The sequence below is a fragment of the Alistipes sp. An31A genome, assembly GCF_002159425.1.
In the GTDB taxonomy this organism is placed as follows: domain Bacteria; phylum Bacteroidota; class Bacteroidia; order Bacteroidales; family Rikenellaceae; genus Alistipes; species Alistipes excrementigallinarum.
Window position 1 is genome coordinate 366,357 of record NZ_NFIO01000002.1, and the last position, 16,891, is coordinate 383,247.

General features: G+C 61.1%; 7 protein-coding genes. 5 read left to right on the forward strand and 2 right to left on the reverse strand.

The annotated features are described in order from the left end of the window. Together B5F90_RS03520 and B5F90_RS03525 are read right to left on the reverse strand one after the other, a co-directional pair. On the reverse strand, nt 1–3,027 hold the full coding sequence (locus B5F90_RS03520; protein ID WP_087361206.1) for a SusC/RagA family TonB-linked outer membrane protein: 3,027 nt from the start codon (nt 3,025–3,027) through the stop codon (nt 1–3). A gap of 573 nt (nt 3,028–3,600) precedes the next feature. After that, nucleotides 3,601–5,646 carry an alpha-L-fucosidase gene (locus B5F90_RS03525; RefSeq protein WP_087361208.1) on the reverse strand — a complete coding sequence of 682 codons (2,046 nt, stop codon included), beginning with the start codon at nt 5,644–5,646 and terminating at the stop codon, nt 3,601–3,603. Nucleotides 5,647–5,900: 254 nt separating this feature from the next. On the opposite strand from B5F90_RS03525, the gene B5F90_RS03530 reads away from it, so the two are divergent. The 5 genes from B5F90_RS03530 to B5F90_RS03550 all read left to right on the forward strand — a co-directional run bounded on the left by B5F90_RS03530 (nt 5,901) and on the right by B5F90_RS03550 (nt 16,869). Then, complete coding sequence (locus tag B5F90_RS03530) at nt 5,901–8,228, forward strand: family 20 glycosylhydrolase (RefSeq protein WP_087361210.1); 2,328 nt, start codon at nt 5,901–5,903, stop codon at nt 8,226–8,228. 17 nt (nt 8,229–8,245) lie between these two features. Further along, nucleotides 8,246–10,282 carry a family 20 glycosylhydrolase gene (locus tag B5F90_RS03535; protein WP_087361212.1) on the forward strand — a complete coding sequence of 679 codons (2,037 nt, stop codon included), beginning with the start codon at nt 8,246–8,248 and terminating at the stop codon, nt 10,280–10,282. Between the two features lie 855 nt (nt 10,283–11,137). Further along, nucleotides 11,138–14,182: a SusC/RagA family TonB-linked outer membrane protein gene (locus B5F90_RS03540; protein ID WP_087361214.1), complete on the forward strand. Its 3,045-nt coding sequence runs from the start codon at nt 11,138–11,140 to the stop codon at nt 14,180–14,182. Between the two features lie 14 nt (nt 14,183–14,196). After that, the gene (locus tag B5F90_RS03545) at nt 14,197–15,726 is read left to right on the forward strand and encodes a SusD/RagB family nutrient-binding outer membrane lipoprotein (RefSeq protein WP_087361216.1); all 1,530 of its coding nucleotides are present in this window, start codon (nt 14,197–14,199) and stop codon (nt 15,724–15,726) included. A 24-nt stretch (nt 15,727–15,750) separates the two neighbouring features. Further along, a complete protein-coding gene (locus tag B5F90_RS03550; protein ID WP_087361218.1) occupies nt 15,751–16,869 on the forward strand; it encodes a glycoside hydrolase family 18 in 1,119 nt (372 codons plus the stop codon). Nucleotides 16,870–16,891 lie beyond the last annotated feature (22 nt).

The window sequence follows — 16,891 nt, forward strand, 5'->3', positions numbered from 1 at the left end:
TTAGAATTGGAGTTTGACGCTGAAACCTAAATTACGCGTGCTCGGGAGCATGAAGTAATCGTAGCTCTGGTAGTAGTTGTTCGTCGTCGAAGCGGTCACCTCGGGGTCGAACGGAGCCTTGCAGTAAATCATCCACAGGTTGCGGCCCACGAACGAAACGGTCATCCGCACCTTGTCGCGGAACCACTTTGCGGGAAGCGTATATCCCAGCGAGAGCTCCTGCAGACGGACGTTCGTCGCACTGTAGGCGTAGTAGGCGCCGTAGCCGGCGATTCCCTGATAGTAGGTCTTGGCATCGACCTTGCCGTAGTTGACCGGCACGCCGCCGTTGTCGCGCGCCCTGCCCGAACGCTCCGATACGCCGTACTGGTCGAGGAACGATTCGGTGCTCGAGAGGGCGATACCGCCGATGCGGGCCGAGAAGGTCACACCCAGATTGATGCCCTTGTAGTCGAAGTTGTTGCTCCAGCCCATGTTGAAGTCGGGAAGAATCGAACCCAGCTTCACATCCTTGGCCATCATCGAGATGGCTCCGGTCTGCGGGTCAACCTTGATGTTGCCGTTCGAATCGGTGGCCAGCACGTGCGCGGCATAGACGTCGCCCATCGAGCCGCCCTCCTTGAGGATGACGCGGGCGTCGAGGTTGCCGAAGTTGCCCTGCTCCCAGGTCTCCATCTCGACCACTTCGCCCGTTGCGGGGTTCACGACGCCGCCGCCCAGGCGAATCACCTTGTTCTGGTTCCACGTGAAGTTGTAGTTGGTGCTGAAGGTGAAGTCACCCCACTTGTTGTTGTAGCCGATGCCCATCTCGATACCCTGGTTCTGGATGTCACCGCTCTGGATGGGCACGTAGTCGTAACCCGACGATGCCGACAGCGGCACGTTGAAGGTCTGGTTGGTGGTGTGCGAACGGTAGTAGGTGAAGTCGAACGAAATCTTGTTGAGGAACTTGGCGTTCACACCGACCTCCCACGACTTGGTCTTTTCGGGCTTCAGCTCGTAGACCGGATAACGGGCAAGCGTCTCCCAGTTCTTCGACTCCTCGTTGAAGGGATACGACGAACGCGTCAGGAAGCGGTCGAAGGCGCTACCCACCTCGGCATACGAACCGCGCACCTTCAGGAAGGAGAGCCAGCGCGGAGCGTCGAACATGTTCGAAACGACGGCCGAAAGACCCACCGAAGGATAGAAGAACGACGACTCCTTCGAACCGGCCAGGCGCGAATCCCAGTCGTTGCGGCCCGTAACGGTCAGGTAGAGCATCGAGCGCCAGCCCACCTCGACGTTGGCGAACACCGACTGAACCTGGTCGTGCCAGCCGGCCTGCTTGGGCTTGTACTTGGTCGTGTAGTCGAGGTTGTGGACGGCGAAGAGGTTGGCGTCGCGCAGGTTGCCCGCATGGCCAATCATCTGGTAGCGCTGGTCGTTAATCGAGCCGCCGATGTTGGCCGACAGCGACCAGTCGTTCCACGTCTTGTTGATGTTGAGCATCACGTCGCCGTAGAAGCTCTGGTAGGTGCTCTGCTCGTCCTGATAGCCGCCGTTCTCGCTGGCCCAGATGGCATCCGTCGTGGCGTACTTCTTGAACGTGTAGCGGTTGGTCGTGTTGTCGACCTTGGCACGTCCCGAGATGTCCATCCAGTCGGTAATCTGATACTTGAGCGTGGCGTTGTACATGTAGCGCTTCTTGTTGTTCTCGCGCACCATGCGGTAGGCCACCCAGTAGGGGTTCTGCAGACCGATACCGGCCGTGGTGTAGGGCCAGTACTGCTCGTAGACCTCACGTGCCGCTTTGTAGCGCTCGAAGTTGCGCACCTCGTCGAAGTTGTCGCCGCGCGGGAAGAGGTAGAGCGACGTCAGCGGGTTGTAGTACTGTCCCTGGGCCGTAAGGTTGCGGTCGTTCTGGATGATGTAGCTGCCGCCCACATCGAGCGTCAGCTTGTCCTTGAGGAACGATGACGTGTTGCGGAAGGTGAAGTTGTAGCGCTCGTACTTCGTGTTGGGCAGCAGACCCGAGGTATTGGTCGTCGAGGCCGAGACGTAGGTCTGGTTCCGCGAGGTACCCGTCGTGAAGACCACCGAGTTGATGACGTTGGTTCCCGTGTTGAAGAAGTCCTCGGGGTTGTAGCTGCTGTGCTGTCTGGCGCCCCAGCTCTCGAGTGCGCCGGCCGCATTGACGTAGCTGTTCTGGAACTTCGGCATCATGTAGGGCAGCGAGAAGGTCGTGTTGTTCGAGTAGGTGACCGTCGTCTTGTCCTTCGTTCCGCGCTTGGTGTTGATGAGCACCACGCCCGAGGCGGCATCCGAACCGTAGAGGGCGGCTGCCGAGGGACCCGTCAGCATGTTGATGGACTCGATGTCCTCGGGGTTGAGGTCGGCAACGGCGTCCGAACCGGGCTGGTCGGAGAGCACCGAGATGTCGGAGGCGCCGGTCGAGGTGTTGAACATCGGGATACCGTCAATCACGTAGAGGGCGTTGTTGCTCTTGGTCAGCGACTTGGTACCGCGCATCACCACGCGGGCCGAACCGCCGGCGCCGACGGCCGACGAGTTGATGGTCACACCGGCCACCTTGCCCACCATCGAATTCATGAAGTTGGCATCCTTGACCGTCGTGATTTCATCGGACTTGACCTGCTGCACGTTATACGACAGCGCCTTCTCCTCGCGCTTGATACCCATGGCCGTTACGACGACGGCGTTGAGGGCCGTAGCCTCCTCCTGGAGCGTCACGTCGAGCATCGTCTGTCCGACGTAGGGAATCTCCTGGGTCTGGTAGCCGATGAACGAGATGACAATCACGTCGCCCGGCTTGACCCGCGACAGGGTGAAGCTTCCGTCCATGGTGGTCGTCGTACCCGACGAACCGTCCTGCGTGATGACCGTCGCACCGACAATCGGGCCGGCGGCGTCCTTGACGATACCCTGGACGGAGTTTTCGCCTCCGTTCTGGGCGAATGCACCGAATATGCCGACGACAAGGGCCGCACAGCACGTGGCGAGCATTAACTTAATCGATTTCCACATAATTAAGACCGTTAAAATTAAACATAAGCATACTGTTTGGGTGAATCATGGAAAAAGCCGGAACCATGAGGGTTTGGTTCCGTTTTTCCGACAATCGGTGAAGTTTTTTGCGTGTTTGTTCATAATAGGCTTCGGTTTTTATTTATTTTAAAAAGTTATCTCTATTATGCTCGTTTTTTTCAACGTACACTCGGCCCGTTTTTTAATTTTGACATACGCCGCAAAACAAATATACCATTCTTTCTAAATAAAACAAATACCCCGACCGGGACATCAAGGACCGCCTCACCTCAAAATGGCCATCACAATTCAGATTAAACGTTTTAGCAGGCGTAAAAAAAAGAGTCTTTCTTTCCTATATTTTTTTTACTCAGCAACCTTTTTCCCGCTCAAACGGAACGTTTGCGCCACCCGGGATGCAACTCGGAGCGCAACTCGGAGAAAAGCCTCATACGGCGACATTCGCAAACCGGGCAAACGGCGCCCCGCCATACGCCCCTCTCCCGCAGAACGAAAAAAGCGCCCGGAGCCTATTCGGCTCCGGGCGCTTGACGCTCCGGGGAAGGGTATACCCTATTCGGTCCTGACGGAGAATTCGGCGATGGAGGGGGCGTCGCCCGAGGCAAGCGCGCACGCCTCGAAGCGGAGCACGCGGCCCCGCTGCGGAGCGAACTCAACCAGCTGCTCCACCGGATTGTTCACAATGTTCGAAAACTCTCCCTCGGCCACCTTGCGGCCGTCGAGCAACAGCCGGTAGTGCGTGACCACGCCGCTGCCCCAGCGCCCGGCGTCGGGCGTATAGGCAAAGCCCGTAAGGCTCCGCTCGCACCCCATGTCAATCGTGCAGCTCCTCAGGCCCCGGGGCAGGTAGGCCGCCGTCGTGACATCGCCGTCGAACATCTTGGCCTGCTCGCCGGGCTCCAGTTCACGGACGCGGAACGAACCGCAGGGAATGTCGAAACGGCGGGCCGCAACCTCGCTCATGCGGCCGCTCTGCGGGTCACGGACCAGCGCCCGCACCTCGCCCTTGTCCGGCAGCAGGAAGGGGGCCTCGTAACGCGGCGACGAGCCATCGGGCTGCGTGCCGTCGGTCGTATAGCGGATTTCGGCGCCGCGGTCGCCCGCCCGGAGCGTCACCATGCCGCTGCCGTCGCGCACGATGCGCGGCTCCTCGAGCAGCACGGGGGCGTCGTAGGCCTCGACGTTGCAGATGCAGAGCGGACCGCGCGCCTCCTCGAAACGGACACGCAAGGCCCGGCACGTGACCCCCGCAAAGCGGATGATGCGCTTGTAGCCGATGGTCGTCAGCTCCTCGCCGGTCTCGACCGGATGCCACTCCCGGTCGTCGCCGGACCACTCGACGGCGAAGCGCGCCACGCGCTGCCCGAGCGGGATGTACTCCTGCAGCAGGAGGCGGTTCACATGCTGCGGCGCCTCGAAGCGGAAGGTCAGCACGCCCTCCGTCACGCCGTCGTCCGTAGCCCAGTAGCTCTCCCAGTTGCCGTCGGTCGTGCGGCCGGGTGCGAAGCGGCGCGCACCGCCGCGCACGTTGTCGGCCTCGACGTCGGCTCCGGCCAACAGCTCGTGCGCGAACTCGGCGTCGAGCGTCTGCCGCCACGCGACGATGCGGGCCGAGTCGGCCGCCGCGATGCGTCCCGAGCGGTCGACCGGGAAGTTGAGCAGCAGGTTGGCGTTGCGTCCCACGCTCTGGTAGTAGATGTCGACCAGCTGCGAGAGGCTCTTCAGCTGGGTATCCTCGCGCGGATGGTAGAACCACCCGGGACGAATCGAGACATCGACCTCGCCGGGCAGCCAGTGGTCGCCGTCGCGCTCGCCGTGCGTGAAGTCGTTAACGTTCTGGTCACCCGCCCCCTTGACGAAGCTCCAGTTGGTCTGGCCGGCCCAGCCCTCCTCGTTACCAATCCAGCGGATGTCGGCGCACGTGCCGCCGAAGATGACGGCCTCGGGCTGCAGCGAGCGAATCGTCTCCCGGGCCTCCTCGTATCGGTAGTAGCTCCGCGCGTCGATGCTGCGCCGCTCGTCGGCGCCTCCATACCAGCCGTCGCCGCCGTTGGCACCGTCGAACCAGTACTCGAACAGAGGGCCGTAGTTCGTCAGCAGCTCGCGCATCTGGTTGTGGAAGTACTCCACGTAGGCCTCGCGGCCATACTCGGCGTGGTGGCGGTCCCAGGGCGAGAGGTAGATGCCGAAGCGCAGCCCGTGACGGCGGCAGGCGTCGGAGAGCTCACGCACCAGGTCGCCCTTTCCATCGCGCCACGGCGAGCTCTTCACGCTGTAGTCGGTATAGGCCGAGGGCCAGAGGCAGAAGCCGTCGTGGTGCTTGGCCGTCAGCATGACCCCCTTCATGCCGGCCGCCTTGAGCGTGCGGACCCACTGGTCGCAGTCCAGAGCCGCGGGGTCGAAGGTCGAGGCGGGCGTATTGCCGTAGCCCCACTCCATGTCGTTGAAGGTGTTGAGTCCGTAGTGGACGAAGGCGTAGGTTTCGAGGCGCTGCCAGGCCAGTTGCCGGGCATCGGGCACGGGACCTACGGGTGCGGGCGCCTCCACGCGGGAGCAGGCGCCGGCAAGCAGCAGAAGAAGCGGAAAGAGATGTTTCATCGAAGCGGTTTTTGGGTTCGGAGGTCAATCATCCCTCCATTGCCGCCTCCCCGGCCCGGAAGGTCGGGCGCAAAGCGGGCGATGCGGCAACATCGGGACTTCAAAAATAGCGAAAAAATCGCAACGCGGCGCCATCTACGCCCGGGAATCGGCCGACGCCGGGCGAAAAGCGTCCGGAAAGGTTTGGCCCTCCGGCCATATTTTCGTATATTTGCACCATCTGCCTCCGCGCAGCAACCAAACCCAAAACCCTAATGAACAGACTGACTACCCTTCTGTCGTGCTGCCTCTTTCTGGCGGCATGCGCCGGCAACACCCGGAGCTACGACCTGATTCCCTATCCCAATTCGCTCGAACCCCGCTCGGGCGAGTTCCACGCCGCAGGGGCACCCTTCACCTGTGACCCGCAGCTGGACGAGGCGGCCCGCAAGGCCGTCGGGCACTTCGCCGAACAGCTTGAGGCGACCAGCGGCCAGCCGTCGGAGATGAGCGCGGGAGACTCCGCAGCGGAGGGATTCCTCTTCCTCTACGATTCGCTCCAGCCGGCCGAGGGCTACGGTCTGGATGTCACGCGCCGGCTGGTGACGGTGCGCGCCTCGTCGCAGCGCGGCGTGCTCTATGCCATCCAGACGATGAAGCAGCTGCTGCCCGTGGCCATCTACGGCGAAGGACCGGCCGCCGAGACCGTCGCATGGACGATGCCCTGCCTCCGCATCGAGGATGCACCCCGCTTCGCCTACCGCGGACAGCACCTCGACGTCTCGCGCCACTTCTTCCCGGTCGACGAGGTGAAGCGCGTCATCGACATCATGGCGCTGCACAAGCTCAACACGCTGCACTGGCACCTGACCGACGACCAGGGCTGGCGCCTCGAAATCAAGCGCTACCCCCGTCTGACGGAGGTGGGCTCCGTCCGCCGCCATACGATGGTCGGCAAGCAGTGGGGCTCCTCCGACAACACCCCCTACGGCGGATACTACACGCAGGATGAGGTGCGCGACGTGGTGGCCTACGCCGCCGAGAACGGCATCACGGTGATTCCCGAAATCGACCTTCCGGGCCACATGCTCGCCGCACTGGCCGCCTACCCCGAGCTGGGCTGCACGGGCGGCCTCTACGAGGTGTGGGGCGAATGGGGCGTGGCCAAGGAGGTGCTCTGCGCCGGCAACGACAAGACCTTCGAGTTCCTCGAGGGGGTTCTGACCGAGGTCATGGAGCTCTTCCCCTCGGAGTACATCCACATCGGCGGCGACGAGTGCCCCAAGGAGCGCTGGGAGCAGTGCCCCAAGTGCCAGGCCCGCATCCGCGCGCTCGGACTCAAGGATGACGCCGAGTTCAAGGCCGAGCACTACCTCCAGAGCTACGTGACGAAGCGCGTCGAAAAGTTCCTCGCCGACCACGGCCGCCGCATCATCGGCTGGGACGAGATTCTCGAGGGCGAACTCTCGCCCAGCGCAACGGTCATGTCGTGGCGCGGAACCGAAGGGGGTATCAAGGCCGCCAAGATGGGCCACGACGTTATCATGACCCCCACTTCGCGCCTCTACTTCGACTACTATCAGGCGCGCGACGTCGAGAACGAGCCGCTGGCCATCGGCGGCTACATCCCCGTGGAGCGCGTCTACGAGTTCGACCCCTCGTTCGAGAGAGAGCTCACGCCCGAGGAGGCAGCGCACATCCTGGGCGTGCAGGCCAACCTCTGGACTGAATACATTCCCACCTCGTCGCAGCTCGAATACATGCTGCTGCCGCGTGAGGCGGCCCTTGCCGAGGTGCAGTGGTGCCGGGCGGACAACCGCTCGTGGGAGCGCTTCCTGGGAAGCCTCTCCCACCTGACCGACATCTACCGCGCGCGGGGATACAACTTCGCCAAAAATGTCTTCGGCGTGAGCGCCCAGACGCGGAACAACCCCGAAAAGGGATGCGTCGAGGTGACCCTCTTCACGCAGGGCGACGCCCCGATTTACTACACGCTCGACGGCTCGGAGCCCACGGACAAGAGCACGCGCTACACTGCCCCGATTGAAATCCGCACCGGCTGCACGCTTCGGGCCATCGCCCAGCGCGACAACATCGAGGTGCGTCCCTACACGCGCACCTTCACCGCCAACAAGGCGCTCGCCCACCCCATCGTCCTCAACACGCAGCCGCGCGACAACTACCTCTACGGCGCCCCCCAAACGCTCGTCGACGGCTTCGAGAGCGACTTCACCTACTCGAACGGCGACTGGACCGGCTGGTTCGGCGACCCGATGGTCGTGACCATCGACATGCAGGGGGCCTCGTACTCTTCGGTGCGTCTGGGCACGCTCGTCCAGAAGGGCATGGACATCTTCGCGCCGCTGGCGCTCAAGGCCAGCGTCTCGGAGGATGGCGAGCACTTCACCGAGGCGGGCTCGCTCGACATCCCGATGGAGACGGCCGCCGACCCCGACGGGCTGAAGAGCTACACGGTGACCTTCCCCGAAACGTCGGCCCGCTACCTGCGCGTCGAGGCCCAGACCGTCGGCGAGATTCCCGCATGGCACGGCGCCCACGGCAAGAAGGGCTACCTCTTCGTCGATGAAATCGTAGTCGAATAACCCAACCCGACACCCCCATGAAACGACTTGCACTGCTGCTGGCCGCGCTCCTGACGGCCGCACTCCTGCCCGCATCGGGCCACCCTGTCATTCCGGCTCCAGCCTCCTTCACGGAGCAGCCGGGCGAATACCGGCTGACCTCCGGCGCCACCTTCTCCCTGACGGGGGCCGCGCGCGAAGGCGAACTCGCCCAGTATATCGCCTCGCTCCCCTTCGCACTCAAGGAAGCGCCCCGAGGCGGCGCGCTCACGCTGCGCATCGACCCGCGCCGGGTAGCAGCCGAAGAGGGCTACACGCTCGAGGTGACGCCCCGGCGGATTAGCGTCGAGGCGCGCAGCGAAGCGGGCGCCTTCTACGCCCTGCAGACGCTGCTGCAGCTGGCCGGGAAGCAGACCGATGGTTCGTGGCGCATCCCCTGCTGCCGGGTGGAGGACGCCCCCCGCTTCCCCTACCGCGGCATCATGCTCGACGTGAGCCGCAACTTCCAGTCGAAGGAGTTCGTACTCAAGCAGCTGGATGCCATGGCGCACTTCAAGTTCAACCGGCTGCACTTCCACCTGACCGACGGTGCCGGGTGGCGCCTTGAAATCAAGCGCTATCCCCGTCTGACGGAGTTCGCCGCATGGCGCCCCTACCGGACGTGGCTCGACTGGTGGTCGGCCGACCGCCACTACTGCGAGGCCTCGGACCCGCAGGCCCACGGCGGCTTCTACACCCAGGAGGATATCCGCGAGATTGTCGAACATGCCCGCCGGCTCCACATCACGGTGATTCCCGAGATTGAGATGCCGGGCCACAGCGAGGAGGTGCTGGCCGCCTATCCCGAGCTCTCGTGCGCCGGCAAGCCCTACGTCAACTCGGAGTTCTGCCCGGGCAACGAGCAGACCTTCGAATTCCTCGAAGGGGTTCTGACCGAGGTCATGGAGCTCTTCCCCTCGGAGTATATCCACATCGGCGGCGACGAGGCGGGCAAGGGCGCCTGGAAGAGCTGCCCGAAGTGCCAGGCCCGCATGAAGGCCGAGGGTATCACCGACGTGGACGGGCTGCAGAGCTATCTGGTGCACCGCATCGAGCGCTTCCTGAACGACCACGGCCGCCGGCTGCTGGGCTGGGACGAGATTCTCGACGGGGGACTGGCCCCCAACGCCACGGTGATGTCGTGGCGCGGCGCTGAAGGGGGGCTGAAGGCCATCCGCGCGGGCCACGACGCCATCATGACGCCGGGCGAGTACTGCTATCTGGACTATGCGCAGGATGCCCCCTTCACCCAGCCGCTCTCCATCGGCGGCTATACGCCCCTGCGCAAGGTCTACTCCTTCGAGATGAGCTTCCCCGAGCTGACGCCCGAAGAGCAGGCCCGTCTGCTGGGCGTGCAGGCCAACCTCTGGACCGAATACATCCCCACGCCCGAACACGTCGAATACATGCTCTACCCCCGCGTGCTGGCCATTGCCGAGGCGGGATGGAGCCTTCCCGAGCGACGCGACTACGACGACTTCCGGCGCCGGGCACTGGGCGCCGTCGAGTGGCTCCGCGAGGAAGGTTACAACCCCTTCGACCTGGAGCATGAATACGGCGAGCGGCCCGAGAGCCTCGAACCCAGGGAGCATCTGGCGCGCGGCAAGCGGGTGGAGTACCGCACGCCGTGGCACGAGAAGTATGCCGCCGCGGGCGAGACGACGCTCACCGACGGCATGATTGGCGGATGGACCTACGGAGACCGCCGCTGGCAGGGTTTCCTCAACTCGGACGTCGACGTGACGGTCGACCTCGAGGAGCCGACCGAGGTGCACTACGTGGGGCTCACCTTCATGCAGTCGAAGGGCCCCTACGTCTGGGTGCCCTCCGAGGTGGAAATCTACGCCTCGCAGGACGGCGAGCACTTCGAGCGGCTGACCACGGTGCGCAACGACATCTCGACGGAGTGCCCCGACCTGCTCTTCAAGACCTTCGCCTACACGGGCCGCACCTCGGCGCGCTACCTGCGCTGCGTGGCCCGCTCGAACGGCACGCCGGGCGGCTGGCTCTTCCTCGACGAAATCGTGGTGCTCTGACCCGACGCCGTGAGCGCCCTTCTCGGACGCTTCCGGCGCTCCGGAACGAAAGAGAGCTTCGCCTCCGCACCTCCATACCGTCCGGAACCGACAACTGCGACAAACGGCATACGCCCCACGGGAGGGCTTCCCGGAACTTTACGACAGAACCCGCATCGCGATGCAGCGATGCGGGTTCTGTCTGACTTTGTGCTGCCATGCAACCGACGCCCCCTTCCAGAGAGCCGCCAAACGAGACAAAAGGTCCGATGTAGGCTCCGGCGCACGCGGCTGCTATACATATTCGTCCAGCGAAAAAAGAGTTTTCCAGACGCTCCCGGAGAGGCTGTATCTACCAGTAAAAACGACCGAGAGAACATCGCCACGAGCTCCCGACAGGCAGGCAATTCCTAAAAAAGACGATAATAAAAATTTTAAGAAAGTGTTTTGCATCTGTTTCGAAAACAGGCACCTGCTTCCAAATTTCAATCTCAACATCAACACTCCCCGCCGGTTACAATCGTGAAAGCAATATGGAAGTAAAAAACATATTGCGTAACAAAACCCGGGACAAGTAAAATGAAACATCATTTTGAACGAATCGTACACGGTTTTGCAAGATATTACAATATCATTTTGTTATAAATAAAAAAATGTGTAATTTTGTTATAAGGCATAATAGTAGAAAGAGGTCTCGACGGACCACACAATAAACAAAAAAGGTCAACATTCTAAAGATTTATTAACTCAAAAACACCGAAGCCTATAAGAAAAAAACAAAAACCCTCACCGTTCCGTTAGAAGAAACCGATTCCGGTCGCTTCTAAGTTTTATCTAACCTTTTATGCTTATGTTTAATTTTAGACACTCTTAATTATGTGGAAATCAATTAAGTTAATGCTCGCTACGTGCTGCGCCGTTCTCGTTGCCGGCACATTCGGCGCATTCGCCCAGAACGGAGGCGAAACCTCCGTCAAGGGTATCGTCAAGGATGCTGCCGGTCCGATTGTCGGAGCAACGGTCATCACGCAGGACGGCACCTCCGGTACGACGACTGTCATGGACGGAAGCTTCACCCTCAATAAAGTAAAGGAGGGCGACGTGATTGTCATCTCGTTCATCGGCTACCAGACCCAGGAGATTCCCTACGTCGGTCAGACGATGCTCGACGTGACGCTCAAGGAGGAGGCAACGGCCCTCAACGCCGTCGTCGTAACGGCCCTCGGTATCAAGCGCGAGGAGAAAGCCCTGTCGTACAACGTGCAGCAGGTAAAATCCGATGAAATCACGACGGTCAAGGATGCCAACTTCATGAACTCGCTGGTGGGCAAGGTGGCCGGTGTGACCATCAACGCCGGTGCCGGTGGTGCAGGTACTTCGTCGCGTGTCATCATGCGCGGTATGAAGTCTCTGGAGAAGAGCAACGCCGCCCTCTACGTGATTGACGGTATCCCGATGTACAACAACAGCTTCGGCGGCGACGCCGGCGGTACGATGACCGCCCAGGTCGGCTCGGAGAGCATCGCCGATATCAACCCCGAGGACATCGAGTCCATCAACATGCTGACGGGCCCCTCGGCAGCCGCCCTCTACGGTTCGGATGCCGCCAACGGCGTGGTGCTCATCAACACCAAGCGCGGTGCCGAAGGCAAGACCACCGTGACGATTTCAAACACCACGATGTTCTCGAAGGCCTACATGATGCCCGAGATGCAGAACCGCTACGGCACCAGCAATACGACCTTCAGCTGGGGTGACAAAATCAACGGCACGTTCGATGCCAAGGACTTCTTCAACACCGGAACGAACGTAATCAACTCGGTTTCGCTCTCGACCGGCACGCAGAAGAACCAGACCTACATCTCGGTATCGACGACCAACGCCGCCGACATCATCCCCGAGGCCGAGTACAACCGCTACAACTTCACGGCCCGCAACACCACCAAGTTCGCCAAGGACAAGCTGACCTTCGACTTCGGTGCAAGCTTCGTCATCCAGAACAACCAGAACCAGGTATCGCAGGGTAAGTACTACAACCCGCTGCCGGCCCTCTACCTCTTCCCGCGCGGCGACGACTTCGACGAAATCCGCCTCTACGAGCGCTGGGACCCCGTTCGCGGCTACATGGCTCAGTACTGGCCCTACGGCGAGGGCGCTCACTCGCTCCAGAACCCCTACTGGATTCAGAACCGCATCATGCGTGAGACCACCAAGCGCCGCTACATGCTCAACGCCTCGCTCAAGTGGGACATCACCGACTGGCTCGACGTAACAGGCCGCGTACGCATCGACAACTCGGACTACCGCATCACCACGAAGTACTACGCTTCGACGCTGGAGACCTTCGCCGGCGAGAACGGCGGTCTGTCGGACGAGACGCAACTCGACCGCACCTTCTACGGCGACGTGATGGCCAACATCAACAAGACGTGGGGCGACTGGTCGCTCAGCGCCCAGGTCGGTGCCTCGATTAACGACCAGCGCTACGAGCGTTCGGGCGACGCGGGCGACCTGAAGAAGACCAACCTCTTCACGAAGCTCAACCTCAACACCGAGAACAAGTACAAGATTATGCAGAAGGGCTGGCACGACCAGACGCAGGCGATTTTCGCCAACGTCGAGGTGGGCTGGCGCTCGATGCTCTACCTGACCGTCACGGGACGTAACGACTGGGCTTCGCAGCTGGCATACTCGGCCAACTCGTCGTTCTTCTATCCTTCGGTAGGTCTCTCGGCTGTCGTTTCGAACATGTTCAACGCTCCGAAGTGGCTCTCGTTCCTGAAGGTACGCGCATCCTACTCGCAGGTGGCATCGGCCTTCGCCCGCTATCTGTCGAACCCGAGCTACACCTACAACGAGCAGTCGCACGGCTGGAGCGCCCCGACCACCTACCCGAACACGGACCTGCAGCCTGAAATGACCAAGTCGTGGGAGGTCGGTGTGAACGCACGCTTCATCAACAAGTTCAACCTCGACATCACCTACTACCGTTCGAACACCTACGACCAGACGATTTACATGCCGCTGGCCTCGTCGACCGGTTACCAGAACTACGCCGCCCAGACGGGTAACATCCAGAACCAGGGTATCGAGCTCTCGGTCGGCTACAACAACAAGTGGGGTGACTTCCGTTGGGCTACCAACTTCACCTACTCGTTCAACGAGAACAAGATTATCGAGCTGGCTCACGGTATGATCAACCCGCTCACCGGCGAGCAGGAGGACATGCTGGAGATTCGCAAGGACTGGCTGGGCCAGACCGACGTGGCTCCGCGCGTCATTCTGCGTGAGGGCGGTTCGATGACCGACATCTACATCAACCACGAGATTGCACGCGACCTGAACGGCAACGTGCTGATTGACCCCTCGACGGGCAAGCTCTCGATGACCGAAATCGAGCCCCAGAAGGTCGGCCAGCTCGCACCGAAGGGCAACCTCGGATGGAGCAACAACTTCTCCTACAAGGGCATTGACCTGGGTATCGTCTTCACGGCACGCCTCGGCGGCAAGGTTTACTCGGCAACGCAGGGTATCCTCGACTACTACGGCGTATCGGAGGCTTCGGCCGCAGCCCGCGACCGCGGCGGCGTTCCGGTGAACTTCGGTTCGGTGGATGCCCAGACCTACTACCAGACCATCGCAACGGCCGAGGGCGGTCACGGAGCATACTACCTCTACGACGCCACCAACGTCCGTCTGCAGGAGCTCTCGCTGAGCTACACGCTGCCCGCGAAGTGGTTCCGCAACAAGGCTCGTCTGAGCGTGGGCTTCGTAGCCAAGAACCTCTGGATGATTTACTGCAAGGCTCCGTTCGACCCCGAAATGTCGGCCGTTACGGGCAGCAACTACTACCAGGGCGTCGACTACTTCATGCTCCCGAGCATGCGTAACCTCGGATTCAATGTCAAACTGCAATTCTAAACCCGCACGGACCTATGAAAAAAATAGTTAAATATACATTCCTGACGCTCCTGTCGGGTTGGCTTGCGATTGGTTGCACGAGCAACTTCGAGGAGTACAACACCGACCCGTATGCCCCGCAGGAGGCCGACCCGAACATGCTGCTCCCGACGATGGTCGAGGCGCTGATGTATGTTCAGCAGAACGACTCGCAGATGGTCGACCAGATGGTGGGTGCCCTGGGCGGCTACCTCACCTGCTCGAACCGCTGGGGCGGCATGAACTTCGATACGTTCAACCCCTCGGCCGACTGGAACCAGCAGGCCTATAACCTGATTTTCCAGGACATCTACCCCAACCTCTTCAAGATTTCTGAGTTCTCGCAGGAGTCCGGACACTGGTGGGCAATCGCCAACATCGTCCGTGCCGCCGCGATGATTCGCGTGACGGATACCTACGGCCCGATTCCCTACAGCCAGGTCAAGGACGGTCTGATGTATGTACCCTACGACTCGCACGAGGAGGTCTACACGAACATCTTCAACGACCTGCAGAATGCGGCCAAGACGCTCTCGGACTACGCAACGCAGTATCCCTCGTCGAAGCCCTTCACCAACGACGCCATCTACGGCGGTGACTACGCCGCATGGGCACGTCTGGCCAACTCGCTCTCGCTGCGCATCGCCATGCGTACGGGCAACGAGGAGGGTGTGAAGACCGCCATCGCCAACCAGGTGGGTCTGATTACGACCAACGCCCAGAACGCCATGGTGAACCCCGGCGTACAGGGCAACCCCTATCAGCTGGCATCGGCATCGTGGGGTGACCTGCGTGTCAGCTCGTCGATTACCGACTACATGAACGGCTACAAGGACCCGCGCCGTGCCGCCTACTTCACCAAGTGCTCCTTCCCCGGCTATACCGACCAGTACATCGGCATGCGTTCGGGCGAGGCACAGTTCGACAAGGCCAATGTCTCCAGCTACTCGCTTCCCAACCTGACGGCAGCCTCCTACCTGCCCTACTTCGTGGCAGCCGAGACGCAGTTCCTGCTAGCCGAGGCAGCGCTGAAGGGGTGGACTTCGGGTGAAGCAAAGGACTACTACGAGGCCGGCATCCGCCTTTCGATGGAGCAGAACGGAGTCTCGGGCGACGATGTAACGAACTACATTGCCGACGCTGAGAGCACCCCGGCCGACCACACGGGCGACCCGCGCGGCGCAACGTACAACTACGACCGTACAACCACCGTGAAGATTGCCTGGGACGCCGAGACGACCAACGAGAAGCACCTCGAGCAGATTATCACGCAGAAGTGGATTGCCAACTACCCGATGGGCATCGAGGCTTGGGCCGAGTACCGTCGTACGGGCTATCCCGAGCTGGCTCCGTCGCTCGACAACCTGAGCACGGACGGTGTGGATACCCGCCGCGGCGCACGTCGTCTGGTTTACCCCATCTCGGAGCGTGACTACAATACGACGAACTATCAGAACGCCGTAGCCAACCTCCTCGGAGGTCAGGACACGCAGGCCAAGGACCTCTTCTGGGCCAAGAAAGACTAATCACCCTCAAAACAAACTGAAACCATGAAAATCAAGAATATTGGAAAAGCGGCTGCTCTGGCACTCACGGCTCTTGCCATGGTGCACTGCAGCGACTGGACCGAAACGGAGAGTGAAACCATCTTCGAGCACGGTCTGACCGAGTCCAACAAGCCCGAGGCCTATTATGAGGCCCTGCGCGAGTGGAAGAAGACCGACCATGCCATCTCGTTCGGATGGTTCAGCGGCTGGGGCGAACCTGCCACCAACACGACCAACATGCTGATGGGTATTCCCGACTCGATGGACATCGTATCGCTGTGGGGCCAGTGGACCAACCTCACCCCCGGCAAGCTTCAGGACCTGCGCTACGTCCAGGAGAAGAAGGGTACGAAGGTTGTATTCTGCAGCTTCACCTCGGTCATCGGACAGAACTTCACCCCCGAGGAGTACAACGTGGACGAGGCAACGCGCGAAAAGTTCTGGGGCTGGGATGACAACGACCAGACCGCCATCGACGCTGCCATCGCCAAGTATGCAAAGGCGATTGCCGACACGGTCTTCAAGTATGACTACGACGGCTTTGACATCGACTTCGAGCCCAACTACGGCTACGGAGGCAAGCTGGCCAGCCACAACGACCGCATGCATACGCTGCTCGTCGAGCTGAACAAGTACATCGGCCCGAAATCGCCCAATCCCGACAAGCTCCTGCTGCTCGACGGCGAGCCGCAGACGCTCAACGCCGAGAGCGGTCCCTACATCGACTACTTCGTCGTTCAGGCCTACACCGTCTCGGGCGGTTCGCCTTCGGCTTCGGCCACGGGCCGCGAGGACAACATGGACAGCCGTCTGCAGACCTGCCTTTCGAAGTTCTCCTCGACAATGACCGAAGAGGAGATTACCAACCAGTACGTCATCTGCGAGAACTGCGAGAGTGTGACCGACTGTCTGAACGGCGGTTTCTACTGGCGGACACGTGACGGTGTTACGCAGGACAAGGCCGTCTGCCCGTCGCTGGTAGGTATGGCCCGCTGGGAGCCGCTCAACGGCTATCGCAAGGGCGGCTTCGGCGCGTACCAGTTCGGTTACGAGGCTACGAACAGCCCCGCATACAAGTGGATGCGCACGGCCATTCAGGCTCAGAACCCGACAATGAAGTAATTAACGTCAATCAATGAAAACC

Coding starts and splice junctions, on each gene's coding strand:
- B5F90_RS03545 (WP_087361216.1), top strand. CDS start 14,197: ATGAAAAAAATAGTTAAATATACATTCCTGACGCTCCTGTCGGGTTGG.
- B5F90_RS03525 (WP_087361208.1), bottom strand. CDS start 5,646: ATGAAACATCTCTTTCCGCTTCTTCTGCTGCTTGCCGGCGCCTGCTCC.
- B5F90_RS03550 (WP_087361218.1), top strand. CDS start 15,751: ATGAAAATCAAGAATATTGGAAAAGCGGCTGCTCTGGCACTCACGGCT.
- B5F90_RS03535 (WP_087361212.1), top strand. CDS start 8,246: ATGAAACGACTTGCACTGCTGCTGGCCGCGCTCCTGACGGCCGCACTC.
- B5F90_RS03530 (WP_087361210.1), top strand. CDS start 5,901: ATGAACAGACTGACTACCCTTCTGTCGTGCTGCCTCTTTCTGGCGGCA.
- B5F90_RS03520 (WP_087361206.1), bottom strand. CDS start 3,027: ATGTGGAAATCGATTAAGTTAATGCTCGCCACGTGCTGTGCGGCCCTT.
- B5F90_RS03540 (WP_087361214.1), top strand. CDS start 11,138: ATGTGGAAATCAATTAAGTTAATGCTCGCTACGTGCTGCGCCGTTCTC.